The organism is Streptomyces sp. NBC_01298 (assembly GCF_035978755.1).
In the GTDB taxonomy this organism is placed as follows: Bacteria; Actinomycetota; Actinomycetes; order Streptomycetales; family Streptomycetaceae; genus Streptomyces.
The window spans coordinates 4,996,123-5,021,993 of sequence record NZ_CP108414.1 but is presented as its reverse complement, the minus strand read 5'-3'; the positions used below and the strand labels follow the sequence as shown (position 1 = coordinate 5,021,993).

Here is a 25,871-nt window from a genome sequence, read left to right as displayed (position 1 = left end):
GGGTCCGCTCACCCGCCCGCGAACGGCGGGAGCACCTCGACGGTGCCCCCCTCGGTCAGCTCGACGGAATCGTGCGGGCGCTTGCCCACGGGTTGTTCGTTCACGAGGAAGGAGCAGCGCAGCAGGACCCGGGTCAGCTCCCCGGGGTGGCGTTCCCGCACGGCGTCGAGCGCCTCGGCCAGTGTCCGCGCCGAGTACGGCTCCTCCGCCGTCTTGGCCGCGGCCTTCGCCGCCGCCCAGTAGCGGATGGTTCCGGTTGCCACTGCACGCTCCTCTCGTCGGCGCTCTGCCGTCGGCCTCCATCATCACCCCTCGCGCCCCCGATCCCGGCGTGCCTCCACGCGCCCCGCGTGCGCCCAGGCAGCCCGCTCCCGGTCCACCGATCCGGTGAAACCGGCGCATATGCAGGTCCCGGGGGTGGCGGGAACCACAGAAGTGGAAGGTGTAGAAGCCTCGGCCCCGCCGGGGCGGGTGGGCTATTCTGCTGCCGAGAGGATCCGGGCAACGTAGCCCCCGGGTCCTTTTGTGCTTTCAGCACGTTGAACGGACCGAGAACAGTGGTGTCCATCCGGGCCTCAGGGCGCGGGGACCGGGCGGACACCGGCAAGTCGTACGAAGCAGTGCCGCGAAAGTCCTCGACGGGACCGAGGAGGAACCGACGTGATGGACCAGCGAACCGTCGTGCAAGTGCAGGTGCGGGCAGAGGTACAGGCTCACGCACCTGCGCACGCACACCAGCAGTACTTCCGCCCGACCCGGGCAGGTGGTCGGGCATGAGCTCACTCCTGCTCCTGACCAATGCCCTGCAGCCCTCGACCGAGGTCCTGCCGGCCCTCGGCCTGCTGCTCCACAGCGTCCGGGTGGCGCCCGCCGAGGGCCCCGCCCTCGTCGACACCCCGGGCGCCGACGTGATCCTCGTGGACGGCCGCCGCGACCTGCCCCAGGTGCGGTCGCTGTGCCAGCTGCTCCGCTCCACGGGGCCCGGCTGTCCGCTCATCCTCGTCGTCACCGAGGGCGGCCTCGCGGCCGTCACCGCCGACTGGGGCATCGACGACGTCCTCCTCGACACCGCGGGACCGGCCGAGGTCGAGGCGCGGCTGCGTCTCGCCACCGGCCGCCAGCAGCTCGGCTCGGACGACTCCCCGATGGAGATCCGCAACGGTGACCTGTCGGTCGACGAGGCGACGTACTCGGCGAAGCTGAAGGGCCGGGTCCTGGACCTGACCTTCAAGGAGTTCGAACTCCTGAAGTACCTCGCCCAGCACCCGGGCCGGGTCTTCACCCGCGCGCAGCTCCTCCAGGAGGTGTGGGGCTACGACTACTTCGGCGGCACCCGCACCGTCGACGTGCACGTACGGCGTCTGCGCGCGAAACTCGGGCCCGAGCACGAGTCGCTGATCGGTACCGTCCGCAACGTCGGGTACCGCTTCGTCACCCCGGAGAAGGTGGAACGGGCGGCGGCGGAAGCGGCCGCGCAGGCGGCCACGAAGGCGGCGGCCGAGGCCTCCGCGCGGGCCGCGGCGGCACTCACCCGGATGGACTAGGGAGCGGGTAAAGAAGCTGTGGGAATGACCTCCTCCGGACGCCCTGCCCAGAGGTAGGTCACCCCGCGTAGACTTCCGCGCGTGGCCAAGGTGACGCGGGATGACGTGGCACGACTTGCGGGTACTTCTACCGCCGTCGTGAGCTACGTCATCAACAACGGACCCAGGCCGGTTGCCCCGGCCACGCGCGAGCGTGTCCTCGCCGCGATCAAGGAACTGGGCTACCGCCCTGACCGGGTCGCCCAGGCGATGGCCTCGCGCCGCACCGACCTCATAGGCATGATCGTCCCCGATGCCCGTCAGCCGTTCTTCGCGGAGATGGCGCACGCGGTCGAGCAGGCCGCCGCCGAGCGCGGAAAGATGGTGCTGGTCGGCAACTCCGACTACCGCACCGAGCGCGAGGTCCACTATCTGCGGGCCTTCCTCGGGATGCGGGTCTCCGGCCTGATCCTGGTCAGCCAGGGCATGAGCGAGCAGGCCGCCTCGGAGATCGAGGCGTGGGACGCCCGCGTGGTCCTCCTCCACGAGCGCCCCGAGGCCATCGACGACGTCGCCGTCGTCACGGACGACATCGGCGGCGCACAGCTCGCCACCCGACACCTCCTGGAGCACGGGCACGAGTACGTCGCCTGCATCGGCGGCATCGAGAACACCCCGTCCGTGGGCGACCCGGTGGCCGACCACGTCGAGGGCTGGCGCCGGGCCATGCAGGAGTCCGGCCGCTCGACCGAGGGCCGGATCATCGAAGCCCCGTACAACCGCTACGACGCGTACAAGGTCGCCCTGGAGGTCCTGGCCAAGCCCGACCGGCCCACGGCGATCTTCTGCGCCACGGACGACCAGGCGATCGGCGTGCTGCGGGCCGCGCGCGAGCTCCGCATCGACGTCCCCGAGCAGCTGGCGGTCGCCGGCTTCGACGACGTGAAGGAGGCGGCCCTCACGGACCCGCCCCTCACCACGGTCGCCTCGGACCGCCCGGCGATGGCCCGCGCGGCGGTGGACCTCGTCCTGGACGACGCCCTGCGGGTGGCGGGCTCGCGCCGCGAACGCCTGAAGCAGTTCCCGTCGGCCCTGGTCATCCGCCGCTCCTGCGGCTGCCGATAGTTCCTTCTCGACGCGGAGCTCACACCGCTGCGCGGGCTTCGCCCCGCTGCGCCGGACTCCGTCCGGCGGTGGCCGGGCGGGGTGCACGCCACCGCCGTCCCGGCACGGGGCCGGTGGGCGGGTGCGGCCGGGTCGCCCCTGCGGGGCTGTCCCCTACCCGCCCTTCGCCCGTTCCCCGGGCGCTGCCCGGACCCGTTCCGGGGGCCAGCCCCCGGACCCCCGCTCCTCAAACGCCGGAGGGGCTGGATGTACCCAGCCTCGCCGGCGTTTGAGGCGCGGGGTCTGGGGCGGAGCCCCAGGGGGTCCGGGGCTCCGCCCCGGGGAACGGTGGAAGGGCGGGCAGGGAACAGCCCCGCAGGGCTCACGCACCCGCGCCCAGCGCACCCGGCCCAGCCCAGCCTTATATCGGGCATACACGGTTCTGTCGGGCTTCTCAGCCGGGACTCAGGAAGCTCTCATGATCCGCGGACAGAGTCATACCCATGACCGAGAACCTCCGCCGCGAAGGCGAGTACCCCCAGGAAAACCGCCCCCAGCAGCCCGCCCCCTGGGGCGAGGACTGGCAGCGCGGTCGTGACCGGCTCGCGCAGGACGCCGCGTACCCGCCGCCGCCCGCCTACCCCCCGGCGGCCCCCGCCCCCGGCTGGCACGAGGCCCACGCCGCCCCGGTCATCCAGGGCGAGACCGTCCCCCAAGGCGGCGGGAGCGGCGACGGCGGCTGGGCCACCTGGGGCGAGGCCGCCCCCGCGGCCCCCGCCCCGCAGAGCCAGGGCCAGGGCCACGCCCGGGCCAAGCGCCCGGTCGCCCTCCTCGCCGCCGTGGCCCTCGCGGCCGCCGTCGTCGGCGGCGGAACGGCCGCCGCCGTCCAGCAGATGCTGAACAAGACCAACGGCACCGGCACCGGCGTCAACGGCAGCACCATCTCCCAGTCGAGCAACGGCACCGTCTCCGGCGTCGCCGCGAACGTCAGCCCCTCCGTCGTCCGGATCGACACCCGCACCGGCTCCGGCCAGGGCACCGGCTCCGGCATCGTGATCACCGCCGACGGAGAGATCGTCACCAACAACCACGTGATCGACGGCGCGAGCCAGATCCAGGTGACGATGAGCGACGGCAAGAAGTACAGCGCGAAGATCGTCGGCACGGACCCGGACAAGGACCTCGCCCTCATCAAGCTGGAGGGCGCGAGCGGCCTCAAGCCCGCGAGCCTCGGCAACTCCGACAACACCAAGATCGGCGACGAGGTCGTCGCCATCGGCTCCCCCGACGGCCTCACCGGCACGGTCACCAGCGGCATCGTCTCCGCGCTCGACCGCGAGGTGAAGGTCCCGAAGTCGGAGCAGCAGCAGTCCCCCCAGGACGGCTACCCCTTCTCCTACGGCGGCCAGCAGTTCAACGGGAACACCGGCACGGACACCACCTCGTACAAGGCCATCCAGACGGACGCCTCCCTCAACCCGGGCAACTCCGGCGGCGCCCTGGTCAACATGAACGGCGAGATCGTGGGCATGCCCTCCGCGATCTACTCCCCCTCCAGCGGCAGCGGCTCCGCCGGCAGCGTCGGCCTCGGCTTCGCCATCCCCGTCAACACGATCAAGGCCGACCTCCCCTCGCTCCGCAAGGGCGGCCCCGGCGGCGACGGAAGCAACAGCGGCGGCAACAGCGACAACAACGGCAACACCGCGAACGGTTTCGGGACCTCCTTCTAGCCCGACTTCCAGGCGCCCGTGCGAGCCTGGTAGGAGACCGACCACCACCTGGGGGGACCCCGTATGAGCGCCGAAGGCGACCAGCAGCGCATCCTCGTCGTCGACGACGAACCGGCCGTACGCGAGGCCCTGCGCCGCAGCCTGGCCTTCGAGGGGTACGGCACGCAGACCGCCGTCGACGGGCTCGACGCCCTCGACCAGGCGGACGCGTACGCCCCCGACCTGATCATCCTGGACATCCAGATGCCGCGGATGGACGGGCTGACGGCCGCCCGCCGGCTGCGCGCCGCCGGCAGCACCACGCCGGTCCTGATGCTGACCGCCCGCGACACGGTCGGCGACCGCGTCACCGGCCTCGACGCGGGCGCCGACGACTACCTGGTCAAGCCGTTCGAGCTCGACGAGCTCTTCGCCCGCGTCCGCGCCCTGCTGCGCCGCAGCTCCTACGCCGCCCCCGCCCCCGGGGAGGGAGAGCCGGAGGACTCCCTCACCTTCGGCGACCTGCGCATGGACCTCGCCACCCGCGAGGTCACCCGCGGCGGCCGCCCGGTGGAGCTGACCCGTACCGAGTTCACCCTGCTGGAGATGTTCCTCGCACACCCGCGCCAGGTCCTGACCCGCGAGCAGATCCTCAAGACCGTATGGGGCTTCGACTTCGAGCCCAGCTCCAACTCCCTGGACGTGTACGTGATGTACCTGCGCCGCAAGACCGAGGCCGGGGGCGAGCCCCGCCTGGTCCACACCGTGCGCGGGGTGGGCTACGTACTGCGCGCGGCCGGGGCCGGAGACCACCCCGGCGGTCCGGAGTGAGCCCGGCCGCCAGATTCCGCGGGCTGCCGCTGCGGTCCCGGCTCGCCCTGCTGGTCACGGTCGCGGTGGCACTGGCCGTGGCGGCGGTGGCCTGCGTGAGCTGGTTCATGGTCCGCACGCAGCTGAACGACCAGCTGAACAGTTCGCTGCGCTCAACCAACGCCCGGGCGCAGGCCAGTCAGGCGCTGAGCCGGTACGGCTGCCAGGACAAGGTGCCCGGCCTCTTCGAGAACAACCTGAGCGCGCAGGTGCAGATCGTGCTGCCCACGGCCGGCCGCTGCATGGTGGACGGCAAGAACACCCTCCCGGTCTCGGAGTACGACCTGGAGGTCGCCAAGGGGGCGCGCGGGGCGATCCTGTACGACGGGAAGACCACGGACGGCACCCCCGTCCGCATCTACACCCAGCCCGTGGAACTGTCCGCCGGGCCCGGACTGCAGAACTCCCTCGCCGCCATCTCGGTGGCCAAGCCCCTCTCGGACGTCACCGAACCCCTGTCCACCCTGGCCTGGGTGCTCCTGTTCGTCTCCGCCGTCGGCGTCCTCGGCGCCGGCGTGGCCGGTCTGTGGGTCGCCCGTACGGGCCTGCGCCCGGTGGACGAACTGACCGGCGCCGTCGAGCACATCGCCCGCACCGAGGACCTCACCGTCCGGATCCCCGACGAGGGCGACGACGAGATCGCCCGGCTGTCGCGGTCCTTCAACTCCATGACGGCCGCCCTCGCCTCCTCCCAGGAGCGCCAGGCCCAGCTGATCGCGGACGCCGGCCACGAGCTGCGCACCCCGCTCACCTCTCTGCGCACCAACATCGAACTGCTGGCGCGCAGCGAGGAGACCGGCCGGGCCATCCCGCCCGAGGACCGCAAGGAGCTGCTGGCCTCGGTGAAGGCGCAGATGACGGAACTGGCCTCGCTGATCGGCGACTTGCAGGAGCTGTCCCGCCCGGACGCGGCCACCCCCGGCCCGCTCGGCGTGGTGGCCCTGCACGACATCGTGGGGACGGCGCTGTCCCGGGCCCGACTGCGCGGTCCGGAGCTGGAGTTCGACTCGGACCTGGCGCCCTGGTACGTACGCGGCGAGGCGGCGGCCCTGGAGCGGGCGGTGGTCAACGTCCTGGACAACGCGGTGAAGTTCAGCCCGCCGGGCAGCACGGTCACCGTGTCGCTGCGCGCGGGCGAGCTGACCGTACGGGACCGCGGCCCCGGCATCCCGGCCGACGACCTCCCGCACGTCTTCGAGCGCTTCTGGCGCTCCCCGTCCGCCCGGGCCCTGCCCGGCAGCGGCCTCGGCCTGTCCATCGTGGCCCGTACGGTGCAGCGCGCGGGCGGTACGGCCGCCCTGCGCGCCCCGGCGGACGGCGGCCCGGGTACCGAGGCGGTGCTCAGCATCCCGGGCGCGCCGACTCCGCCGCCCGCGCAGGCGTCAGTTGTGCCGGATCAGTGAGGCGACCAGGCCGGAGCGGGTGTTGGGGAAGTCCATCGGGACGATCCCGAGCCCGGTCCGGCCGGCCAGCTCGGAGCCGTCGACGAAGGCGTGCACCTGGGGGTTGAGGCGGTCGGAGTTCCAGCGGGGCGGCAGGGCCGCGGCCGTGCTGGTGTAGTTCATGAAGAACTTGCCGGGCTGCGCGGCGGCCTTGCGGAAGTGGTTCTCGATCTTGCCGCGCTTGGCGAAGGGCTCGGCCATGTAGTCGTCCTGGATGTCGAAGACGTTGCCGTCGCCGTAGCGCAGGCCGCCGGGCAGGCCGCCGTTGTCGGGGAGCAGCAGCACCTTGCCGCGGATCTGGCCGAGGGTGGGCAGCGAGTCGGCGACCTTGAACAGCGGGCTCCAGCCACGGTTGTTCAGGTAGTCGTCGTAGACGGCGCGGAAGGTGGCGTCGCTCTCCTCGGAGTACTCCTGCTTGAGCCGCATCAGCACGGTCTCGGAGGGGTGCGCGGCGAGGAAGTTCCAGCAGGCGGCGAGGACGTCGCCGAACATCAGGTTCTGGTAGTACGCGCCGTGGTGGATCGCGAACGATCCGCCGGTCACCCGGCAGCGGACGTCGAGGAAGCGGATCCCGGAGCCTAGCTGGTCGGCGATGGAGGTGTTCTGGCAGGCGACGTAGAGCCCGCCCCTGGTGGCGCCCGAGTCGTGGGTGCCGGGGATGGTCATCCGCTGGAGGGGGGTGGCATCGCCGAGCCCGCTCATCCAGTCCTGGGTGGAGAGTCCCGCGGCGGCGGCGGCCGGCGCCGCGCCGAGCCCGGCCACGGCGCCCGCGGCGCCCAGGGCCGCCGCCCCCGCCAGGAAGCTGCGCCGCCGCAGCCCCGTGGGCGCGCCCGCGCCCGTATCCGTGCCCACGCCTACGCCCACGCCCACGCCTATGCCCGCGCCCATGCCCGCCCCTTTGCCGACCCAGTGGTGGCCCGGATTATGGCGTGCGGAGCCATGCATTACTACCCACGGGTAGCGTCAGCTTTCGAGCAACTCCGCCATCAGGCGCAGGCCTTGGGCGAGGGACCGGCCGTCCGGCGCGTGCTCCGGGTCGGTCAGGACCTGCACCATGACCCCGGTCAGCAGCGCGATGTGCACCGATCCGAGGCTGCGTACGTCCTCCTCCGCGACCTCCTCGACGGGGACCCCGCGCAACTGCGCGGCCACCATCCGCCGGTTCTGCCGCTGCCCCTCCGCCAGGACCGCGAGGAGTTCCGGTGAGGACTGCGCGTGCACGAAGGCCTCGACGGAGGCGGCCCAGAGCCAGCGCATCTCGCCGAAGTCCCGGATCTTGCGGTCCCAGGTGTCGGCGTAGCGCTCCCGCGCGGTGCCGCCCTGCCCGGTGAGCCGGCCCGAGCCCGCGGCCCACTCGTCCATGGCCGCGAACAGCGCCTGGTTGAGGAGCACCTCGCGGGTGCCGAAGTGGTAGCCGATCGCGGCCATGCTCACCTGCGCCGCCGAGGCGATGTCGCGCACGGTCGTCCGGAGGTAGCCCTTCTCCTCCAGGCAGCGCCGGGCTCCGGCCAGCAGGTCCTCGCGATTTCCCATGCCCGGATCGTATCCGCGGCAGAGTTTTGGGCAAGCGCGCTACACAACCGTATTGCGCGGTTGCCCAAATCCTGGCAGGCTGAACTCACGCCCAGCGACCAGCACACACGGGGAGAGCAACGCCATGCGCCACGAGCTGAAGATCGACGACCGCACCCTGTCCTACCTGGACTTCGGCGGCCCCGGCCGCCCGCTGCTCGCCCTGCACGGCGGCATGTCCGAGGGCCTCGCCTTCGCCGCGCTCGCCGAGGCCCTGGGCGACAGCTGGCGGGTCATCGCCCCCGACCAGCGGGGCCACGGGGACTCCGACCGGGCCGCCGACTACAGCCGTGCCGGCTACGTCTCCGACGCCGTCGCCCTGCTCGACCACCTCGGACTGGACGCACCCGTCGCCCTCCTCGGCTACTCGCTCGGCGGACTCAACGCCGTCCACCTGGCCGCCGCCCACCCCGAGCGGATCTCGGTGCTGGTCAACGCGGAAGCCGCCGTGGAGATCGACCCCGCCGACAGCGGCTGGATGGCCTTCCTCCGGGCCATGCGCTACTCCGCCCCCACCCGCGAGGAACTCCTCGAGGCGGCCGGGCCGGTGGGCGCCCAGTTCGTGGCCCAGGCCCTGCGCCTGCTGCCCGAGGGGGGCTGGCGACTGCCGTTCCACCCGCAGGACATGCTCGACTCCGTCGAGGCCTGCCGCGGCGACCACCGGGCCGCCTGGCTCGCGAGCGACTGCCCGACCCTGCTGATCCACGGCACGCGCAGCACCTCCCTGCCGCAGGCCCAGGCCGACGCGATGGTCACCCGGCGGCCCGGGACCTCGTACACGCCCCTGGACGGCGACCACTTCCTGCCGTTCACGCACCCCGCGGAGTTCCACGAGGCCGTCCGCGCCTTCCTGGCGACGCGCTGAGGACCCCGGGAACGCCGAAGGGGCGGCGGGCCAGTGGCCCACCGCCCCTTCTTCGCTCAGGTGTTACTTGATGACCGTGATCCGGTCCGCCACCGGCGGGGCCAGCGGCGCGGCCGCCGAGGAGTGCGCGCTCAGGTAGGCGTTGAGGGCGTCCAGGTCGGACGCGCCGACCAGCTTGTTCTTGTGCTCCTTCAGGACGCCGAAGCCGTCGCCGCCGCCCGCGAGGAACTCGTTCATCGCGACCCGGTAGGTACGGGCGGGATCGATGGCCTCGCCGTTCAGCTTCACCGAGCCCACGACGATGCGGTCCGCGCCCGCCTTGGTGGTGTCCAGGGTGTAGGAGAAGCCCTTGGAGACCTGCAGGATCTTCGGGCTCACCCCGTTGACCGGGCCGCTGACCTGCTGCTGGAGCGCGGTGATCAGCTGGGCGCCGGTCAGGTCGACGACCGTCATCATGTTGGTGAACGGCTGGACCGTGTACGACTCCCCGTACGTCACCACTCCGTCGCCCTCGGCGCCGGCGGCCTTGTAGGCCAGGTCCGCGCGGATGCCGCCCGGGTTCATGATGGCGAGCTGGGCGCCGCCCTTGGCCGCCGGGGCCAGGGCCTCGAGCTGCGCGTCGGCGATCACGTCGCCGAGCGGCTTCTCGTACGCCTCCGAGCCGCGGCCCGGGATGTCGGCCGAGATGTAGCCCATGGGACGGTTCGCGATCGGCGCGGCCAGCGCGTTCCAGCGCTGGATGAGCGCGGTCAGGTCCGGGGCCTTGGGCTGGTCCCGGTTGACGACCTTCTGGACCACCAGCGGCGAGGCGACCGGCGTACGGACGATGTCCTTGGTCGCGCGGTCGTACGTGAGGGTGGTGTCCGTGAACAGCCGGCCGTAGGAGGCGGCCGAGGTGACCGTGCGCGGGTTGCCCGCCGGGTCGGGGATGTTGCAGGCGTACGCCTGGTGCGTGTGACCGGTGACCAGGGCGTCGACCTTCGGCGAGACGTTCTTCGCGATGTCGACGATGGCACCGGAGACACCGGCGCCGGCGCCCGGCACGTTGCAGTCGTAGTTGTACGCGCCGCTCGCGGGCAGGCCGCCCTCGTGGATCAGGGCCACGATCGACTTCACGCCCTGCTTGTTCAGCTCTTCGGCGTACTTGTTGATCGTCTCGACCTCGTCGCCGAACTTGAGGCCCTTGACCCCGTCGGCGGTCACGATGTCGGGGGTGCCCTCCAGGGTGACGCCGATGAAGCCGATCTTCACGTCCCCCCGCTTCCAGATGAAGGTGGGGTTCATCATCGGACGCTTGGTCTTCTCGTCCACCACGTTCGCGGCGAGGTACTTGAAGTCGGCTCCGCCGAACTCCTTGCCGTACTCGAAGCAGCCCTCGACCGGGTGGCAGCCGCCGTACTGCATGCGGCGCAGCTCGGTCTTGCCCTCGTCGAACTCGTGGTTGCCGACGCTGGTCACGTCCAGGTCGAGGTCGTTGAGCGCCTCGATGGCCGGCTCGTCGTGGAAGAGCCCCGACACCATCGGGCTGGCGCCGATCATGTCACCGGCGGCGGCGGTGACGGAGTACTTGTGGCCCTTGCGGGCCTCGCGCAGACCGGTGGCGAGGTACTCGACACCGCCCGCGGGTATGGCCTTGGTGGTGCCGTCGGCCTGACGCTCGGTCACGTTGCCCGAGGAGCCCTGCGGGGGCTCCAGGGTGCCGTGGAGGTCGTTGAACGACAGCAGCTGTACGTCGACGGTGCGGCCGTGGTCCTGGCCGTATCCGTCACCACTCGCGGCTCCGGCCGGAAGGGCGGCGGCGATCATCGCACCGCCGGCCGTGGCCACGGCGAGGGCGGAGAGGGCCAACCGGCGGGTTCGGCGGTGCCGTTGTGGCGTCGCTGACATTTGTTCCCCTTTGCGGACAGCGATACATCTCGGGAGGTCTGCCCGAGCCTAGAGTCAACGCGCGTAGCGCGACAGGGGTACCGGGTATCGAGCTGGTTACACACAACCGACGGGGAGCCGTCGGCGGCGGGCTCGACGAGGCGGTTCGCAGGCCGTCCGCGGACCGTCCGCAGGCCGTCCGCGGGCCGTTCGCGGGCCGTTCGGGGCCGTCCGCACACCGTCGGCGCGACCGCCCACGGCCCCGCCGGCAGGCCGTCCGCGGGGCCGACCGCGCGGCAGTCCCGGCGCCCGTCCGGGCCGCACCCCGCCGGGCCCCCGGCGTGGTCGTAGGCTCGGTTCCATGACTGACGACGCAGCAGTGGTCCTGGAGCCGGGACGGCAGATCCAGACCCTCGACGAACTGACGGACGAACAGGCCGACGCCGTACTCGCCCTGATCGAGGACGCGGCCCGCACCGACGGCACCACCGCCGTGTCCGAGCAGGGCCGGCTCCAGCTGCGCGGCGGGGCCAGAGAGGGGATCCGCCACTTCCTCCTCACCGCCGAGGGGCGGCTCACCGGGTACGGACAACTGGAGGACACCGACCCGGTGGAGGCCCCCGCGGCCGAGCTCGTCGTCCACCCCGCGCTGCGCGGGCGCGGCCACGGGCGGGCACTGGGCACCGCCCTGCTGGCCGCCTCGGGCAAGCGGATCCGGGTGTGGGCGCACGGCGGCAAGTCAGCGGCCCGGCACCTCGCGCAGGTGCTCGGCCTGACCCTGTTCCGCGAACTGCGCCAGCTCCGCCGCCCGCTCGGCGCGGATGCGGCCCCCCTGCCGGAGGCCGTCCTGCCCGCCGGCGTGACCGTACGCACCTTCGTGCCCGGCGCCGACGACGCCGCCTGGCTGGCCGTCAACGCGGCGGCCTTCGCCCACCACCCCGAGCAGGGCTCGCTCACGCAGCGGGACCTCAACGACCGCGTCGCGCAGCCCTGGTTCGACGCCGCGGGCTTCTTCCTCGCGGAGCGGGACGGCGAACTGATCGGCTTCCACTGGACGAAGGTGCACGCCGAGCAGCAGCTCGGCGAGGTCTACGTCCTCGGCGTACGCCCCGGCGCGCAGGGCGGCGGCCTCGGCAAGGCCCTCACCGCGATCGGGCTGCGCCACCTGGCCGCGGCGGGCCTGCCCACGGCGATGCTCTACGTGGACGCCGACAACCCGGCGGCCCTGGCCGTGTACGAGGGCCTCGGGTTCTCCACCCACGAGGTGGACCTGATGTACCGCACGGAGAGCTGACGGGCACACCGCTGGAGGGCACCCCCGGCCTGAAGGGCACCCCGGGCCCAGCCCGGAGCTCGGCCGGGAGGCCCGGCCGGGAGGCTCGGCCGGGAGGCCCGGCCGGGGGCGCCCTCCCCGCGGCCTACTGCGCGCCCAGCTTGCAGGCGGTCACCGCGGTCCCCTTGGTCACACCGGCGCCCCCGGTCAGACCGGACACGCAGGTGTCCTGGGAGCCGCCCACCGCGAGGGAGCAGGACGCGCGGACGGACGCCGGGGCTTCACCGCCGTGCAGCTCCCGCTCGACCTGGTTGATGCAGGCCGAGACGTCCGCGTGGACGGCGGGGGCCGCGTGAACGGCCGGAGCCGCCAGGGAGGCGCCACCGAGGGCGAGGGTCAGACCGGCGAGGACACCGGCGATACGGGTCGACGTGCGCATGGGAGGTACCTGCTCTCGGGCATCACCGCGCGGCCCGGACCTGCCCGGCCCCACCCGGGTGCCCGGTGGACCGACCCGGACCCGGCGGCACGTACCTGGCGACGTACCTGGCGACGAAGTGCCCGGACCGGGCATGCCGGACCACACGCGAACGGCGCCGAGCGCACGCGGCCGACGTACGGCCCCGGGCCCGGTCCCCGTACCGGACCGACTCGGCAGGACATCCCTCCCTCCCACCGACGCTAGAACACCCCCCGGCCCCCCGCACCCGCAGACCCGGCTCCCGCCCACGGCGCCGGCCCGGCCCGGCGCGGACGGCGGCGTCCCCGCTCCGCAGGCGCGGCCAAGGGCTCCCCCGGTTCCCGGTCGGCACCAGACGACCCCCGCCCGGACCCTGGAAGCCATACGCCATTAACCGGGCATTAATGCGCGGTCGCGAAGCTGACGCAATGCAGCCCCGACTCCGACTGACGGCCGACCCGTCCGACGCGCCCGTCCTTCCGCGTACGCGGAAGAATGGAGTCATGAGCCACAAGCCCAGCGCAGCCCCCACCGAGGTCCCCACCCAGCAGCCGCCGAACAAGTTCGCGTCCCCGTCCGCGCCGTCGGCCGCCGACATCTCCGCCTCCGTGGCCGCCGCGGCCGCCACGCCCGAGGCGGTGGCCGCGCGCGCGGCCACCGGCGCCCACGCCCGCCTGGGGTCCATAGCCGCCCACCGCCCGCACGTCGATCTGGAACCGGATCTCGACGCGGATCTGGACGCCTACGACGACAAGGACACCGGTGAGCTGCCCGCGGGCCGCTTCCTCGACCGGGAGCGCAGCTGGCTCGCCTTCAACGAGCGCGTCCTGGAGCTCGCCGAGGACCCCACGACGCCCCTCCTGGAGCGCGCGAACTTCCTGGCGATCTTCGCGAGCAACCTCGACGAGTTCTTCATGGTCCGCGTCGCCGGCCTCAAGCGCCGCATCGCGACCGGCGTCGCCACCCGTTCGGCCTCAGGCCTCCAGCCCCGTGAGGTGCTGGACCAGATCTGGACCCGCTCGCGCGAGCTCATGGCCCGCCACGCCGCCTGCTTCCAGCAGGACATCTCCCCCCAGCTCGCCGAGGAGGGCGTCCACCTCATCCGGTGGCCCGACCTCACCGAGAAGGAGCAGGCGCGCCTCTTCACCCTGTTCCGCAACCAGATCTTCCCGGTGCTCACCCCGCTGGCCGTGGACCCCGCGCACCCGTTCCCGTACATCTCCGGCCTGTCCCTGAACCTGGCCGTGGTCGTACGCAATCCCGTCAGCGGCCACCGCCACTTCGCCCGCGTCAAGGTCCCGCCGCTCCTCTCCCGCTTCCTGGAGGCCTCCCCGCAGCGCTACGTCCCGCTGGAGGACGTCATCGCCGCACACCTGGAGGAGCTGTTCCCGGGCATGGAGGTGCTCGCGCACCACATGTTCCGCGTGACCCGCAACGAGGACCTCGAAGTGGAGGAGGACGACGCGGAGAACCTCCTCCAGGCCCTCGAGAAGGAACTGATGCGGCGCCGCTTCGGCCCGCCGGTGCGCCTGGAGGTCGAGGAGTCCATCGACCCCGGGGTCCTGGACCTGCTCGTGCAGGAGCTGAAGGTCAACCCGTCCGAGGTGTACCCGCTCCCCGGCCCCCTCGACCTCACGGCCCTCTTCGGGATCGCCTCCCTGGACCGCCCGGAGCTGAAGTTCAAGAAGTTCGTCGCCGGCACGCACCGCGACCTCGCCGAGGTCGAGTCCGCGTCCGCGCCCGACATCTTCGCCGCGCTGCGCGAACGCGACGTACTGCTCCACCACCCGTACGACTCCTTCTCCACCTCCGTGCAGGCCTTCCTGGAGCAGGCGGCCGCCGACCCGGACGTCCTCGCGATCAAGCAGACGCTGTACCGGACCTCCGGCGACTCCCCGATCGTGGACGCCCTGATCGACGCCGCCGAAGCCGGCAAGCAGGTCCTCGTACTCGTCGAGATCAAGGCCCGCTTCGACGAGCAGGCCAACATCAAGTGGGCCCGCAAGCTCGAGGAATCCGGCTGCCACGTCGTCTACGGCCTCGTCGGCCTCAAGACCCACTGCAAGCTGTCGCTCGTCGTCCGCCAGGAGGGCGACACGCTGCGCCGCTACTCCCACGTCGGCACCGGCAACTACCACCCCAAGACGGCACGGCTCTACGAGGACCTCGGCCTGCTGACCGCGGACCCGCAGGTCGGCGCCGACCTCTCGGACCTGTTCAACCGGCTGTCGGGCTACTCGCGCCGCGAGACCTACCGCCGGCTGCTGGTGGCCCCGCGCTCGCTGCGCGACGGCCTGATCGCCCGGATCGACAAGGAGGCGGCGCACCACAAGGCGGGCCGCCCCGCGTACGTCCGCCTCAAGATGAACTCGATCGTCGACGAGGCACTGATCGACTCCCTCTACCGGGCCTCGCAGGCGGGCGTGCCCATCGACATCTGGGTCCGCGGCATCTGCGCGATCCGCCCCGGTGTCCCCGGGCTCTCGGACAACATCCGGGTCCGCTCGATCCTCGGCCGCTTCCTGGAGCACTCCCGGGTCTTCGCCTTCGGCAACGGCGGCGAACCCGAGGTGTACATAGGCAGCGCCGACATGATGCACCGCAACCTCGACCGCCGTATCGAGGCACTGGTCCGGGTCGCCGACCCGGCCCACCGCGCGGCACTGGACCGGCTGCTGGAAACCGGCATGTCCGACGCCACCACCTCCTGGCACCTGGGCCCGGACGGCGAATGGACCCGGCACAGCACGGACAGCGAGGGCCAGCCGCTGCGGCACGTTCAGGAGATGCTCATTGACGCGCGGAGGCGCCGGCGTGGCTCAGCCAAATCATGACCTGACCGCGACGACGGCAGGCACCGTACTCGGTACGTACCTGCGTGCGCAGGCCACCGCATTCCTGCGGGGCCTGCGCCTGCACGAGGAGGGCGCCGCGAACGGGGGCGCCGAGGGCAGTGAGGCGGCGCGCAGCCTGCGGGGGGCTGCGCGCCGGATCTCCTGCTCCCTGTCCACCTTCAGGGCGGCGGCCGATTCCTCCTGGGCGGATTCGCTGCGCACCGAGCTGGTGTGGCTCTCGGCGACCCTGGCCGACGAGCACGCGTACGCGGCCCGGCTGCTGCGGCTCATGGACGCCCTGCAGCGGCTGTCGGGAAGTCCCGAGGTACCCGCTCCGCGCGGGACGGCGGGCTCGCTGACCGTGGGCTCGGCCCGCGCGGGCGCCCTGCTGGAGCGCCAGCTCACCCTGGCCCGGACCCGGGCCCACTCCGCGACCCTGCAGGCGCTGGGCTCCTCCCGCTTCCACGCGGTCGCGGACGCGGTGGCGGTGCTGGCCTCCGAGGTCCCGCTGGACCCCGTGGCGGCCCGGGGGCGGGTGGACGACGTTCTGGTGCCCCTGGCCGAGGTGGCTCATTCCCGCCTGTGCACGGCGGTGCACTCCTTGCCGGCCCCCTCGCCCTCGCACCCGTACGACGCGGACCACGACAGCGCCTGGAACGAGGTGCGCCGCCTGCTGCGCGTCCACCGCTACGCCCAGGAGGCCCTGGGCGGCGACGTGGCCCGCCTGACGGTCGCAGGCGAGGCCCTGACCCGGCACCGCGACGCCGCCGAGGCGGCCGCCGCCTCGGCCACGGCCGCCCGCACCCCCCGCATCGCCCCGGCCACGGCGTACGCCCTGGGGGTCCTGCACGCGGACCAGCGACACGAGGTCGAAGCCTCCCGCGCCACCTTCCAGCACCTGTGGCAACCAGCCGGTTCCAGCCACGCCGGGGTCTGACCCGGACCGACCGGGGCGGCGGCACCGTACGCCCCCCGACGGTCACGCATCGGTAACGGCGGGGTAACGGGAGATGACGCCGGATGCCGAAACCGCCCGGACGCACCACCCCGTCCGCCACGGTTCACCATCCGTTCACTTACCCCGGTCGGCCGCTTCACCTGATCTGCCTAACTTCGGAGATGCAGGGAGCGAGTCACCGCGAAGGCGGACGATTCCTCCGGGCAACCGACGTAGTCCTCTTCGCACGCCGCCCCGATTCAGAAAGCGGCCGGCGGCTTCTGGAAGGAAACACCCGAAAGTGAAGCTTCAGCGCAAGAACATGCTTCGTGCCTCCGCCCTCGGGGCGCTCGTCGTGTCCGGCGCCCTGGTCCTCACGGCGTGCGGTTCGGACGACAACACCAAGAGCGACGCCGGCGCCTCGGGCAAGCCCACCGTCGCCGCGGGTGACATCAAGTGTGACGACGCCAAGGGCAAGCTCCTCGCCTCGGGCTCCTCCGCGCAGAAGAACGCGGTCGACCTGTGGGTGAAGGCGTACATGGCGGCCTGCCCCGGCATCGAGGTCAACTACAAGTCCTCCTCCTCCGGTGAGGGCATCGTCGCCTTCAACCAGGGCACCGTCGGCTTCGCCGGCTCGGACTCCGCGCTGAAGCCCGAGGCCGTCGCCGAGTCGAAGAAGATCTGCACCGGCGGCCAGGGCATCGACCTGCCGATGGTCGGCGGCCCCATCGCCATCGGCTTCAACGTCGCCGGCGTGGACAAGCTGGTCCTCGACGCCCCCACCCTCGCCGCGATCTTCAACGACAAGATCAAGAAGTGGGACGACGAGGCGATCAAGAAGCTGAACCCGGGCGTCACGCTTCCCGCCACCGCGATCCAGGCCTTCCACCGCTCCGAGGACTCGGGCACCACCGAGAACCTCGGCAAGTACTTCAAGGCCGCCGCTCCCGAGGCGTGGACCTACGAGCCCGCGAAGAAGTGGCCGGCCCCGGGTGGCCAGGCCGCCTCCGGCTCCGCCGGTGTCGCCTCGCAGGTCAAGGCCGTCGACGGCGCGATCGGCTACTTCGAGCTCTCGTACGCCTCCTCGCAGAGCATCAAGACCGTGGACGTCGCCACGGGCGCCGCCGCTCCGGTCAAGGCCACCGGCGAGAACGCCTCCAAGGCCATCGCCGCCGCCAAGATCTCCGGCACCGGCGACGACCTGGCGCTGAAGCTCGACTACGCCACCAAGGCCGAGGGCGCCTACCCGATCGTCCTGGTGACCTACGAGGTCGTCTGCGACAAGGGCAACAAGGCCGAGACCCTCCCGGCCGTGAAGTCCTTCCTGAACTACACCGCTTCCGACGCGGGCCAGAAGATCCTGCTCGAGAACGGCTACGCGCCGATCCCGGCCGAGATCAACGCCAAGGTCCGCGAAGTCATCGCGAAGCTCGCCTGATCCAGACCCCCGGGACCACCGGTCCGCTCCCCCCGTCCGGGGGGCGGACCGGCCCGGGGACCCTCCCCTCCACCCAGGGGATCCGGTGCACCGCCGCCAGGGGGCCTGCCCCCCATCCAGACCGGAAAGATCATGGTTTCCACCACACCCACCCAGATAGACACGGCTCCGCCTGTCTCCAAGAGCGGAAGGTCCACCGGCCGCGCCGGTGACAAGATCTTCGCGGGCCTCTCCAAGGGCTCCGGCATCCTGCTCCTGGTGATCATGGCGTCGATCGCCGTCTTCCTCACCTACCGCGCCTCGATCGCACTGGCCGACAACGAGGGCAACTTCCTCACCACGTTCGACTGGAACGCGTCGGCCAACCCCCCCGTCTTCGGCATCGCCGTCCTGCTCTTCGGCACCGTCGTCAGCTCGATCATCGCGATGGCCATCGCGGTTCCGATCGCTGTCGGCATCGCCCTGTTCATCTCGCACTACGCGCCGCGCAAGCTGGCCGCCCCCCTCGCCTACGTGGTCGACCTGCTGGCCGCCGTGCCGTCGATCATCTACGGCATCTGGGGCGCCCTCTTCCTCGTCCCGTACCTCGGCGGCCTGAACATGTGGCTCGACGAGTACATGGGCTGGACCTACGTCTTCGACAAGACCCAGGTCGGCGTCGCCCGCTCGCTCTTCACCGTCGGCATCCTGCTCGCGATCATGATCCTGCCGATCGTGACCAGCGTCAGCCGCGAGGTCTTCCTGCAGGTCCCGCGCATGAACGAGGAAGCCGCACTGGCCCTCGGCGCGACCCGCTGGGAAGTCATCCGGATGTCGGTCCTGCCCTTCGGCCGCTCCGGAGTCATCTCCGCCTCGATGCTCGGCCTCGGCCGCGCGCTCGGCGAGACCATGGCCGTCGCGACCGTCCTCTCCCCGAGCTTCCTGATCTCCGGCCACATCCTGGACGCGGGCGGCGGCACGTTCGCGCAGAACATCGCCGCGAAGTTCGACGAGGCCAACGAGTTCGGCCGCGACGCTCTGATCGCCTCCGGCCTCGTGCTCTTCCTGCTCACCCTGCTGGTCAACGGCGCCGCCCGGCTGATCATCGCCCGTCGCAAGGACTTCTCGGGGGCGAACGCCTGATGAGCCACGCACTCCAGGACCCGCGCCCCTCCCGGGCCCACCGGTCCGTCGCCCCCAGCAGCCTGACGCAGGGCCACCTGCCCCGCTGGGCCCCGGCCGCCATCGCCGTCGCCTCGGTCGCCCTCGGCTCCGGCGCCGGCGCCGTCCTCGGCCTCCACAGCAAGATCCAGTGGGGTCTGCTGGCAGCCCTCCTCTTCGTGGTCATCACGTACACGGCCAGCTCGATCGTCGAGAACCGCCGCCAGGCCAAGGACCGCGTCGCGACCTCCGTCGTCTGGGTCTGCTTCATCCTCGCGCTCGTCCCGCTGCTCTCGCTGCTGTGGACGACCATCAGCCGCGGCATGAAGGTCCTCGACGGGGACTTCCTCGGCCACTCGATGAACGGCGTGACCTCCTTCGAGGCCGGCGGCGGCGTCTACCACGCCCTCCTCGGCACCATCGAGCAGGTCGCCCTGGCCACCGCGATCTCGGCCCCCATCGGCCTGCTGACCGCCGTCTACCTGGTCGAGTACGGCAAGGGCCCGCTCGCCAAGGCCGTCACCTTCTTCGTCGACGTCATGACCGGCATCCCCTCCATCGTCGCGGGTCTGTTCATCCTGACGACGTGGAACCTGATGCTCGGCTTCGGCCCCTCCGGCTTCGCCGGATCCATGGCCCTGTCGATCCTGATGATGCCGGTCGTGGTCCGCTCCACCGAGGAGATGCTCAAGCTCGTCCCCAACGAGCTGCGCGAGGCCGCGCTCGCCCTCGGCGTGCCGAAGTGGCGCGTGATCCTCAAGGTCGTCCTCCCCACGGCCATCGGCGGCATCGCCACCGGCGTGATGCTGGCCGTGGCCCGCATCGCGGGTGAGACCGCCCCGATCATGCTGCTGGTCTTCGGCACCCAGCTGATCAACAACAACCCCTTCGAAGGCGCCCAGTCCTCGCTCCCCCTCTACATCTGGGAGCAGTACAAGGTCGGCAGTGAAGCCTCCTACGACCGGGCCTGGGGCGCAGCCCTCGTCCTGATCGCCTTCGTCATGATCCTCAATCTGGTGGCTCGCGGCATCGCCCGCTGGAAGGCCCCCAAGACCGGTCGCTGACGCGACTCCTGAAAGCGAAGTGACCCCTCATGGCTAAGCGAATCGACGTCAGCGGACTGTCCGCCTTCTACGGAACCCACAAGGCCATCGACGACATCTCGATGACCGTGGAGCCCCGCTCCGTGACCGCCTTCATCGGCCCCTCCGGCTGCGGCAAGTCCACCTTCCTGCGCACCCTGAACCGCATGCACGAGGTCACCCCCGGTGGCCGCGTCGAGGGCAAGGTGCTGCTGGACGACGAGAACCTGTACGGCCCCGGCGTGGACCCGGTCGCGGTCCGCCGCACGGTCGGCATGGTCTTCCAGCGCCCGAACCCCTTCCCCACCATGTCGATCTTCGACAACGTGGCGGCGGGCCTGCGCCTCAACGGCTCCTTCAAGAAGTCCGAGCTCTCGGACATCGTGGAGAAGTCCCTCCAGGGCGCCAACCTCTGGAACGAGGTCAAGGACCGCCTGAACAAGCCCGGCTCCGGCCTCTCCGGCGGCCAGCAGCAGCGCCTGTGCATCGCCCGCGCCATCGCGGTCGAGCCCCAGGTCCTCCTGATGGACGAGCCCTGCTCGGCCCTTGACCCGATCTCCACCCTCGCCATCGAGGACCTGATCGGCGAGCTCAAGGAGCGCTTCACGATCGTCATCGTGACGCACAACATGCAGCAGGCGGCGCGCGTCTCCGACCGCACGGCCTTCTTCAACCTCTCCGCGGTCGGCCAGCCCGGCAAGCTGATCGAGATCGACGACACGGACCGGATCTTCTCGAACCCGTCCGTGCAGGCGACCGAGGACTACATCTCGGGCCGCTTCGGCTAAACCGAGATGTGAACAAGCGTCCTGCGGTGCTGCATGGCGGTGCCACCGCAAGGCGAAAGAAAGAAAAGGGCCGGTTCCCCCTGGGTGGGGGGAACCGGCCCGCTTCTTTTCCCGGGCCCCGCACACCCACCGCGGAACGTGACCCGGATCACACCAACCCTGTCCCCCGCTCGTCGGTCATACGTACGCCAGCGACAAGTTGCGTAGCGGATGCGGCCCTTGAGGTCGCCGCCGGACACCGGGGGATCCTTTGCGTAGTACCACGTACCTGACGGCCGCCGCCTGCGCCGCGGCCGTACTGGCCGTCACCGGCCCGTCCCCCGCCACGGCCGCACCCGCCGCCCCGGCGGCCCCGGCGAAGCCCCTGACCAAGGACGCCGCCGACTTCAACGGCGACGGCTACGCCGACCTGGCCGTCGGCGCCCCGCGCGCCACCGTCAAGGGGCTCAAGGGCGCCGGTCTCGTCTCCTTCGTCTACGGCTCCCCCACCGGCCCGCGCTTCGACAAGCAGCAGTTGATCAGCCGCGCCACCCCCGGCGTCCCGGGCGAACCGACCGCCGCCGACTTCGGCTGGGGCCTCTCGTCCGCCCACGGCGACCTGAACGCCGACGGCTACGACGACCTGGCGGTCATCACCAGCGGGCAGATCCTGGTCCTGTGGGGCAGCCCGACCGGCATCTCGGGCGGCACCGAACTCCCGGCGGGCACCGGCACCACCCAGTCGCCCCGGATCCAGACGAACTCCCTGGCGATCGGGGACGTCAACGGCGACGGCAAGGACGACCTCGTCCTGCCCGCCCAGGTCGGCGACCCGTACAAAGCGAACTGGGGCATGGCCACACGGTTCGGCCCCTTCAACCGCACCACCGGAAAGCCCGCCTCCGCCCAGTTCCGGGACACCGAGGCCAAGGACAGGGTTTCCACCAGCTCGGTCAGCGTGGGCGACATGACCGGCGACGGCATCGCCGACATCGTGACCATGGGTACGAGCACCCAGGGTGGTGCGGGAGCCCAGGTCCTCAAGGGCACCCCCACCGGGCTGGTCCAGGGCGGCGAGGTCAACGCGCGCTACCGCGGCTCCTTCGGGGACATCAACGGGGACGGCTACGGCGACTTCGTCAGCAACCCCGCGGGCTACGACCCGAACCTGACCGGCGGCATCACCGTCACCTACGGCGGCCCCAAGGGCGCCAGCACGACCCTGCCCTCCAGCTACTACGACCAGAACAGCCCCGGCGTCCCGGGCGTCAACGAGAAGGGCGACCGCTGGGGCAACGACGTCACCCTCGGCGACATCGACAAGGACGGCTACGCCGACCTCGTCGTCGGCGCCTCCTGGGAGTCGGGCACGGAGGCCACCACCCAGGTGGCCGGCGCGATCACCGTGCTGCGCGGCTCCAAGACCGGCCTGACCGGCACCGGTTCCCAGCTCTTCACCCAGAACTCCGCGGGCGTCCCCAGCACTTCGGAGAAGTCCGACCACTTCGGCGAGGCGGTCGAGCTCCTCGACGCGAACAAGGACGGCAAGCCCGAGCTGTACGTCGGCGGCAACGGCGAGGACAGCTTCGTCGGCCGCGTCTGGCAGCTCCAGAACGGCGCCACCGGCCTCACCGGCACCGGCGCCAGGTCCTTCACCCTGGGCGGCGGCTACGGCGGCGCCCACTTCGGCGCCTGGTTCAACAACTAGGCAGCAGCTCCGGCCGGCCCCTCCTGCCGAGGGGCCGGCCCCACCGCGCCACCAACCAGTTCCGGGGGGAACCCAGCCCATGCGCACCCGCACGCTCCTCGCCACGGCCGCCTGCACCGCCGCCGTCCTCGGCCTCACCACCCTGACCCCGGCCACCGCGGCCCCGGCGCCCTCCAAGGCCTCCACCGCCGACTTCAACGGCGACGGCTACCCCGACCTCGCCATCGGCGCCCACACCGCCACCGTCAACGGCGCCAAGCGGGCCGGCGCCGTCACCATCGCCTACGGCTCGGCCACCGGCCTGAAGTACGACACGGCCACCGTCATCAGCCAGGCCACCCCCGGCGTCCCCGGGGACGCGGTCGCGGAAGGCAAGTGGCGCGAGGTCTCGGCCCACGGCGACTTCGACGGCGACGGCTACGACGACCTGTACGTCCAGTGGGTCTCGAAGAACACCATCCTCTGGGGCTCCAAGAACGGCATCACGGGCGCCTCCACCACCCTCCCGGAGGGCACCTCGACGTCCACCGACCCCGGGCTCCTCGGTGCCGGCCTCGGCGCCGGCGACATCAACGGCGACGGCACCGACGACATCGTGATCCGCGCCCACGGCGGCCGCCTCGGCTACACCTTCGCCGTCCTGTCCGGGCCGATCGACCGCACCACGGGCAGAGCCGCGTCCACCGTCGTCCGCGACATCTGGAAGGAGGACGGCATAGGCCTGCGCGGCGACGGCCTCTTCGTCGGAGACATCACCGGCGACGGACTCGCGGACGTCACCGTCGTCGGCCACCGCGACTACAAGCCCGCGAGCACCGTCCTCAAGGGCAGCCGCACCGGCCTGGTCAAGGGCAGCGGCACCTTCAAGGAGTACGCGGACTACTCGAACCTCTACGGCTCCGCCTTCGGCGACCTCAACGGTGACGGATACCTGGACCTGGCCGTCGGCCTCGGCTACTCCCCGTTCAACACCGAAGTCGTACGGGATGCCGTCAGCGTGAACTACGGCGGCCCCAAGGGCCTCAACACCACCACGCCCGGTCTGCTCCTCTCCCAGTCCTCCGCCGGCGTCCCCGGAGTGTCCGAGATCGGCGACCGCTGGGGCAGCGTCCTGGACATCACCGACACCGACGGCGACGGTTTCGCCGACCTGCTGATCGGCGCCTCGTACGAGACCGGTGACGACGCGGCCACCACCGCTCACGCCGGCGCCCTCACCGTGCTGCGCGGCGGCAAGACCGGCATCACCACAACGGGTGCCAAGACCCTCACCCAGAACACCGTGGGCATCCCCAGCGCCTCCGAGAACGACGACCACTTCGGCTCCGCGATCGCCGCGATCGACTCGGACAAGAACGGCAAGCCCGAGGTCTACGTCGGCGGCAACGGCGAGGACGGCTACACCGGCCGCGTCTGGAACCTCACCACCGCCCCCGGCACCGGCCTCACCGGCACCGGGGCCACCAGCTTCGGCCTGACCACCCTCGGCGGCCCCGCCGGAGCCTCCAACTTCGGCTACCGCTTCGCGGGCTGACCCGAGCCGCTCGTCCCACACACCAGTGCGCCCCGCCGGATCAGCCGATCCGGCGGGGCGCACTGGGTTGCTCGCGCACGACGCGCAAGGCGCCTACGGTCACACGAAGGCGAGGTTGACCACCCAGAAGCTGAGCGCCGCGACCAGCGCCGCGGCCGGCATGGTGATGAACCAGCCCAGGATGATGTTCTTGGCGACGCCCCAGCGGACCGCGTTCACCCGCTTGGTCGCGCCCACACCCATGATCGCCGAGGTGATCACGTGGGTGGTGGAGATCGGCGCGTGGAAGAGGAACGCCGATCCGAACATGATCGAGGCACCGGTGGTCTCCGCCGCGAAGCCCTGCGGCGGGTCCAGCTCGATGATCTTGCGGCCGAGGGTGCGCATGATGCGCCAGCCGCCCGCGTACGTACCCAGCGAGAGCATCACGGCACACGCGATCTTGACCCAGACCGGGATCTCGTCGCCCGCGCTGTTCACGTCGGCGATGACCAGGGCCATCATCACGATGCCCATGGTCTTCTGCGCGTCCTGAAGACCGTGGCCGAGCGCCATGCCGGCCGCCGACACCGTCTGCGCGATGCGGAAACCGCGCTTGGCCTTGTGCGGGTTGGCGCGGCGGAACATCCACAGGATGGCGACCATCACCAGGTAACCGACGACGAGGCCGACCACCGGCGAGACGAACATCGGGATGACGACCTTGTCGACCACTCCCGACCAGAGCACCTCCGTACCGCCCGCCAGCGCCGCGCCCACCATGCCGCCGAACAGCGCGTGCGAGGAGGACGAGGGCAGGCCGAAGTACCAGGTGATCAGGTTCCACACGATCGCGCCGACGAGCGCCGCGAAGAGGATCCACATGCCCCGGTTGCCGTGGGGCGTCTCGATCAGGCCCTCGCTCACCGTCTTGGCGACCCCGCTGCCGAGGAAGGCACCGGCGAGGTTCATGACCGCGGCCATCGCCAGCGCCGCGCGCGGGGTCAGGGCACGGGTCGAGACCGAGGTCGCGATCGCGTTCGCGGAGTCGTGAAAACCATTCGTATACGTAAAGCCGAGCGCGACACCGATGGTCACGATCAGAGCGAAGGTGTCCACGAGGTTCAGGACTCCTTGACCGCGATGGTCTCCACCGTGTTCGCGACGTGCTCGAACGCGTCGGCCGCCTCTTCGAGCACGTCGACGATCTGCTTGAGCTTCAGCACCTCGATGGCGTCGTACTTGCCGTTGAAGAGCTGGGCGAGCAGCTTGCGGTGGATCTGGTCGGCCTGGTTCTCCAGGCGGTTGACCTCGATCCAGTACTCGGTCAGGTTCTCCATCGTGCGCAGGTGGGGCATGGCCTCGGCGGTCAGCTCGGCCGCGCGCGCCAGTACCTCGATCTGCTGCTCGACGCCCTTGGGCAGCTCCTCCACGTTGTAGAGGACGACCAGGTCGACCGCCTCCTCCATGAAGTCCATGATGTCGTCGAGGCAGGACGCCAGGTTGTAGATGTCCTCGCGGTCGAACGGCGTAATGAAGGAGGAGTTGAGCTGGTGGAAGATCGCGTGGGTCGCGTCGTCTCCCGCGTGCTCCGCTGCCCGCATCCGCTCCGCGATCTCGACCCGGGCGGAGGAGTCCGCTCCGAGCAGTTCCATGAGGAGCTTCGAGCCGGTGACGATGTTGTCCGCGGATGCGGCGAACATGTCGTAGAAGCTCGTCTCCCTGGGGGTCAGACGAAATCGCACGTGAGGTCCTCGGGGTGCATTGG

General features: G+C 71.4%; 22 protein-coding genes. 15 read left to right on the top strand and 7 right to left on the bottom strand.

Features of this window, described 5'->3' with window-relative positions; all coding sequences use genetic code 11:
* Nucleotides 1-8: 8 nt before the first annotated feature.
* Nucleotides 9-263, bottom strand: coding sequence for a MoaD/ThiS family protein (locus OG730_RS22765; protein WP_327305962.1), 255 nt, complete (start codon nucleotides 261-263; stop codon nucleotides 9-11).
* A gap of 510 nt (nucleotides 264-773) precedes the next feature.
* Between OG730_RS22765 and OG730_RS22760 the strand changes: the two genes are divergently transcribed.
* From OG730_RS22760 to OG730_RS22740, 5 genes are all read left to right on the top strand, one after another.
* Nucleotides 774-1,544: a response regulator transcription factor gene (locus OG730_RS22760; protein WP_243339450.1), complete on the top strand. Its 771-nt coding sequence runs from the start codon at nucleotides 774-776 to the stop codon at nucleotides 1,542-1,544.
* Nucleotides 1,545-1,625: 81 nt separating this feature from the next.
* On the top strand, nucleotides 1,626-2,648 hold the full coding sequence (locus tag OG730_RS22755) for a LacI family DNA-binding transcriptional regulator (RefSeq protein ID WP_327305961.1): 1,023 nt from the start codon (nucleotides 1,626-1,628) through the stop codon (nucleotides 2,646-2,648).
* A 482-nt stretch (nucleotides 2,649-3,130) separates the two neighbouring features.
* Entirely contained in the window at nucleotides 3,131-4,357 is a 1,227-nt protein-coding gene (locus tag OG730_RS22750) for a S1C family serine protease (protein WP_327305960.1), read from the top strand.
* Nucleotides 4,358-4,420: 63 nt separating this feature from the next.
* Nucleotides 4,421-5,167 carry a response regulator transcription factor gene (locus tag OG730_RS22745; protein WP_327305959.1) on the top strand — a complete coding sequence of 249 codons (747 nt, stop codon included), beginning with the start codon at nucleotides 4,421-4,423 and terminating at the stop codon, nucleotides 5,165-5,167.
* Nucleotides 5,164-6,609 (top strand): sensor histidine kinase, encoded by a 1,446-nt coding sequence (locus OG730_RS22740; RefSeq protein ID WP_327305958.1) that lies wholly within the window; start codon nucleotides 5,164-5,166, stop codon nucleotides 6,607-6,609. The genes OG730_RS22745 and OG730_RS22740 overlap by 4 nt, the downstream gene beginning before the upstream one ends.
* On the opposite strand, the gene OG730_RS22735 is transcribed toward OG730_RS22740, so the two are convergent.
* Together OG730_RS22735 and OG730_RS22730 are read right to left on the bottom strand one after the other, a co-directional pair.
* Nucleotides 6,589-7,536 (bottom strand): phosphatidylinositol-specific phospholipase C, encoded by a 948-nt coding sequence (locus OG730_RS22735; RefSeq protein WP_327305957.1) that lies wholly within the window; start codon nucleotides 7,534-7,536, stop codon nucleotides 6,589-6,591. The genes OG730_RS22740 and OG730_RS22735 overlap by 21 nt on opposite strands.
* Before the next feature lie 75 nt (nucleotides 7,537-7,611).
* Entirely contained in the window at nucleotides 7,612-8,181 is a 570-nt protein-coding gene (locus OG730_RS22730; RefSeq protein ID WP_327305956.1) for a TetR/AcrR family transcriptional regulator, read from the bottom strand.
* Between the two features lie 124 nt (nucleotides 8,182-8,305).
* Between OG730_RS22730 and OG730_RS22725 the strand changes: the two genes are divergently transcribed.
* Entirely contained in the window at nucleotides 8,306-9,085 is a 780-nt protein-coding gene (locus tag OG730_RS22725) for an alpha/beta fold hydrolase (protein WP_327305955.1), read from the top strand.
* Between the two features lie 63 nt (nucleotides 9,086-9,148).
* On the opposite strand, the gene OG730_RS22720 is transcribed toward OG730_RS22725, so the two are convergent.
* Complete coding sequence (locus OG730_RS22720) at nucleotides 9,149-10,972, bottom strand: bifunctional metallophosphatase/5'-nucleotidase (protein ID WP_327305954.1); 1,824 nt, start codon at nucleotides 10,970-10,972, stop codon at nucleotides 9,149-9,151.
* Between the two features lie 340 nt (nucleotides 10,973-11,312).
* Between OG730_RS22720 and mshD the strand changes: the two genes are divergently transcribed.
* Nucleotides 11,313-12,245, top strand: a complete 933-nt coding sequence (gene mshD / locus OG730_RS22715; protein ID WP_327305953.1) for a mycothiol synthase — start codon at nucleotides 11,313-11,315, stop codon at nucleotides 12,243-12,245.
* A 124-nt stretch (nucleotides 12,246-12,369) separates the two neighbouring features.
* Here the strand turns inward: mshD and OG730_RS22710 are convergent, their stop codons facing one another.
* Nucleotides 12,370-12,663, bottom strand: a complete 294-nt coding sequence (locus OG730_RS22710) for a hypothetical protein (protein ID WP_327305952.1) — start codon at nucleotides 12,661-12,663, stop codon at nucleotides 12,370-12,372.
* A 524-nt stretch (nucleotides 12,664-13,187) separates the two neighbouring features.
* On the opposite strand from OG730_RS22710, the gene OG730_RS22705 reads away from it, so the two are divergent.
* From OG730_RS22705 to OG730_RS22670, 8 genes are all read left to right on the top strand, one after another.
* Nucleotides 13,188-15,518, top strand: coding sequence for an RNA degradosome polyphosphate kinase (locus OG730_RS22705; RefSeq protein ID WP_327305951.1), 2,331 nt, complete (start codon nucleotides 13,188-13,190; stop codon nucleotides 15,516-15,518).
* Nucleotides 15,499-16,455: a CHAD domain-containing protein gene (locus OG730_RS22700; protein ID WP_327305950.1), complete on the top strand. Its 957-nt coding sequence runs from the start codon at nucleotides 15,499-15,501 to the stop codon at nucleotides 16,453-16,455. The genes OG730_RS22705 and OG730_RS22700 overlap by 20 nt, the downstream gene beginning before the upstream one ends.
* 301 nt (nucleotides 16,456-16,756) lie before the next feature.
* A complete protein-coding gene (gene pstS, locus OG730_RS22695) occupies nucleotides 16,757-17,893 on the top strand; it encodes a phosphate ABC transporter substrate-binding protein PstS (protein ID WP_327305949.1) in 1,137 nt (378 codons plus the stop codon).
* 132 nt (nucleotides 17,894-18,025) lie between these two features.
* A complete protein-coding gene (pstC, locus tag OG730_RS22690; RefSeq protein ID WP_327305948.1) occupies nucleotides 18,026-19,015 on the top strand; it encodes a phosphate ABC transporter permease subunit PstC in 990 nt (329 codons plus the stop codon).
* Nucleotides 19,015-20,097 carry a phosphate ABC transporter permease PstA gene (gene pstA / locus OG730_RS22685; RefSeq protein ID WP_327305947.1) on the top strand — a complete coding sequence of 361 codons (1,083 nt, stop codon included), beginning with the start codon at nucleotides 19,015-19,017 and terminating at the stop codon, nucleotides 20,095-20,097. The genes pstC and pstA overlap by 1 nt, the downstream gene beginning before the upstream one ends.
* A gap of 29 nt (nucleotides 20,098-20,126) precedes the next feature.
* A complete protein-coding gene (pstB, locus tag OG730_RS22680) occupies nucleotides 20,127-20,903 on the top strand; it encodes a phosphate ABC transporter ATP-binding protein PstB (protein WP_327305946.1) in 777 nt (258 codons plus the stop codon).
* A gap of 250 nt (nucleotides 20,904-21,153) precedes the next feature.
* Nucleotides 21,154-22,590 carry an FG-GAP-like repeat-containing protein gene (locus OG730_RS22675; protein WP_327305945.1) on the top strand — a complete coding sequence of 479 codons (1,437 nt, stop codon included), beginning with the start codon at nucleotides 21,154-21,156 and terminating at the stop codon, nucleotides 22,588-22,590.
* A 79-nt stretch (nucleotides 22,591-22,669) separates the two neighbouring features.
* Nucleotides 22,670-24,124 carry an FG-GAP-like repeat-containing protein gene (locus OG730_RS22670; RefSeq protein ID WP_327305944.1) on the top strand — a complete coding sequence of 485 codons (1,455 nt, stop codon included), beginning with the start codon at nucleotides 22,670-22,672 and terminating at the stop codon, nucleotides 24,122-24,124.
* A gap of 99 nt (nucleotides 24,125-24,223) precedes the next feature.
* On the opposite strand, the gene OG730_RS22665 is transcribed toward OG730_RS22670, so the two are convergent.
* Both OG730_RS22665 and OG730_RS22660 read right to left on the bottom strand, forming a co-directional pair.
* Nucleotides 24,224-25,222, bottom strand: a complete 999-nt coding sequence (locus OG730_RS22665) for an inorganic phosphate transporter (RefSeq protein ID WP_266878906.1) — start codon at nucleotides 25,220-25,222, stop codon at nucleotides 24,224-24,226.
* A 5-nt stretch (nucleotides 25,223-25,227) separates the two neighbouring features.
* A complete protein-coding gene (locus OG730_RS22660; protein WP_266878908.1) occupies nucleotides 25,228-25,848 on the bottom strand; it encodes a DUF47 domain-containing protein in 621 nt (206 codons plus the stop codon).
* Nucleotides 25,849-25,871: the final 23 nt, after the last annotated feature.

Coding starts and splice junctions, on each gene's coding strand:
- OG730_RS22760 (WP_243339450.1), top strand. CDS start 774: ATGAGCTCACTCCTGCTCCTGACCAATGCCCTGCAGCCCTCGACCGAG.
- OG730_RS22750 (WP_327305960.1), top strand. CDS start 3,131: ATGACCGAGAACCTCCGCCGCGAAGGCGAGTACCCCCAGGAAAACCGC.
- OG730_RS22745 (WP_327305959.1), top strand. CDS start 4,421: ATGAGCGCCGAAGGCGACCAGCAGCGCATCCTCGTCGTCGACGACGAA.
- OG730_RS22735 (WP_327305957.1), bottom strand. CDS start 7,536: ATGGGCGCGGGCATAGGCGTGGGCGTGGGCGTAGGCGTGGGCACGGAT.
- OG730_RS22730 (WP_327305956.1), bottom strand. CDS start 8,181: ATGGGAAATCGCGAGGACCTGCTGGCCGGAGCCCGGCGCTGCCTGGAG.
- OG730_RS22725 (WP_327305955.1), top strand. CDS start 8,306: ATGCGCCACGAGCTGAAGATCGACGACCGCACCCTGTCCTACCTGGAC.
- OG730_RS22720 (WP_327305954.1), bottom strand. CDS start 10,972: ATGTCAGCGACGCCACAACGGCACCGCCGAACCCGCCGGTTGGCCCTC.
- mshD (WP_327305953.1), top strand. CDS start 11,313: ATGACTGACGACGCAGCAGTGGTCCTGGAGCCGGGACGGCAGATCCAG.
- OG730_RS22710 (WP_327305952.1), bottom strand. CDS start 12,663: ATGCGCACGTCGACCCGTATCGCCGGTGTCCTCGCCGGTCTGACCCTC.
- OG730_RS22705 (WP_327305951.1), top strand. CDS start 13,188: ATGAGCCACAAGCCCAGCGCAGCCCCCACCGAGGTCCCCACCCAGCAG.
- pstC (WP_327305948.1), top strand. CDS start 18,026: ATGGTTTCCACCACACCCACCCAGATAGACACGGCTCCGCCTGTCTCC.
- pstA (WP_327305947.1), top strand. CDS start 19,015: ATGAGCCACGCACTCCAGGACCCGCGCCCCTCCCGGGCCCACCGGTCC.
- pstB (WP_327305946.1), top strand. CDS start 20,127: ATGGCTAAGCGAATCGACGTCAGCGGACTGTCCGCCTTCTACGGAACC.
- OG730_RS22670 (WP_327305944.1), top strand. CDS start 22,670: ATGCGCACCCGCACGCTCCTCGCCACGGCCGCCTGCACCGCCGCCGTC.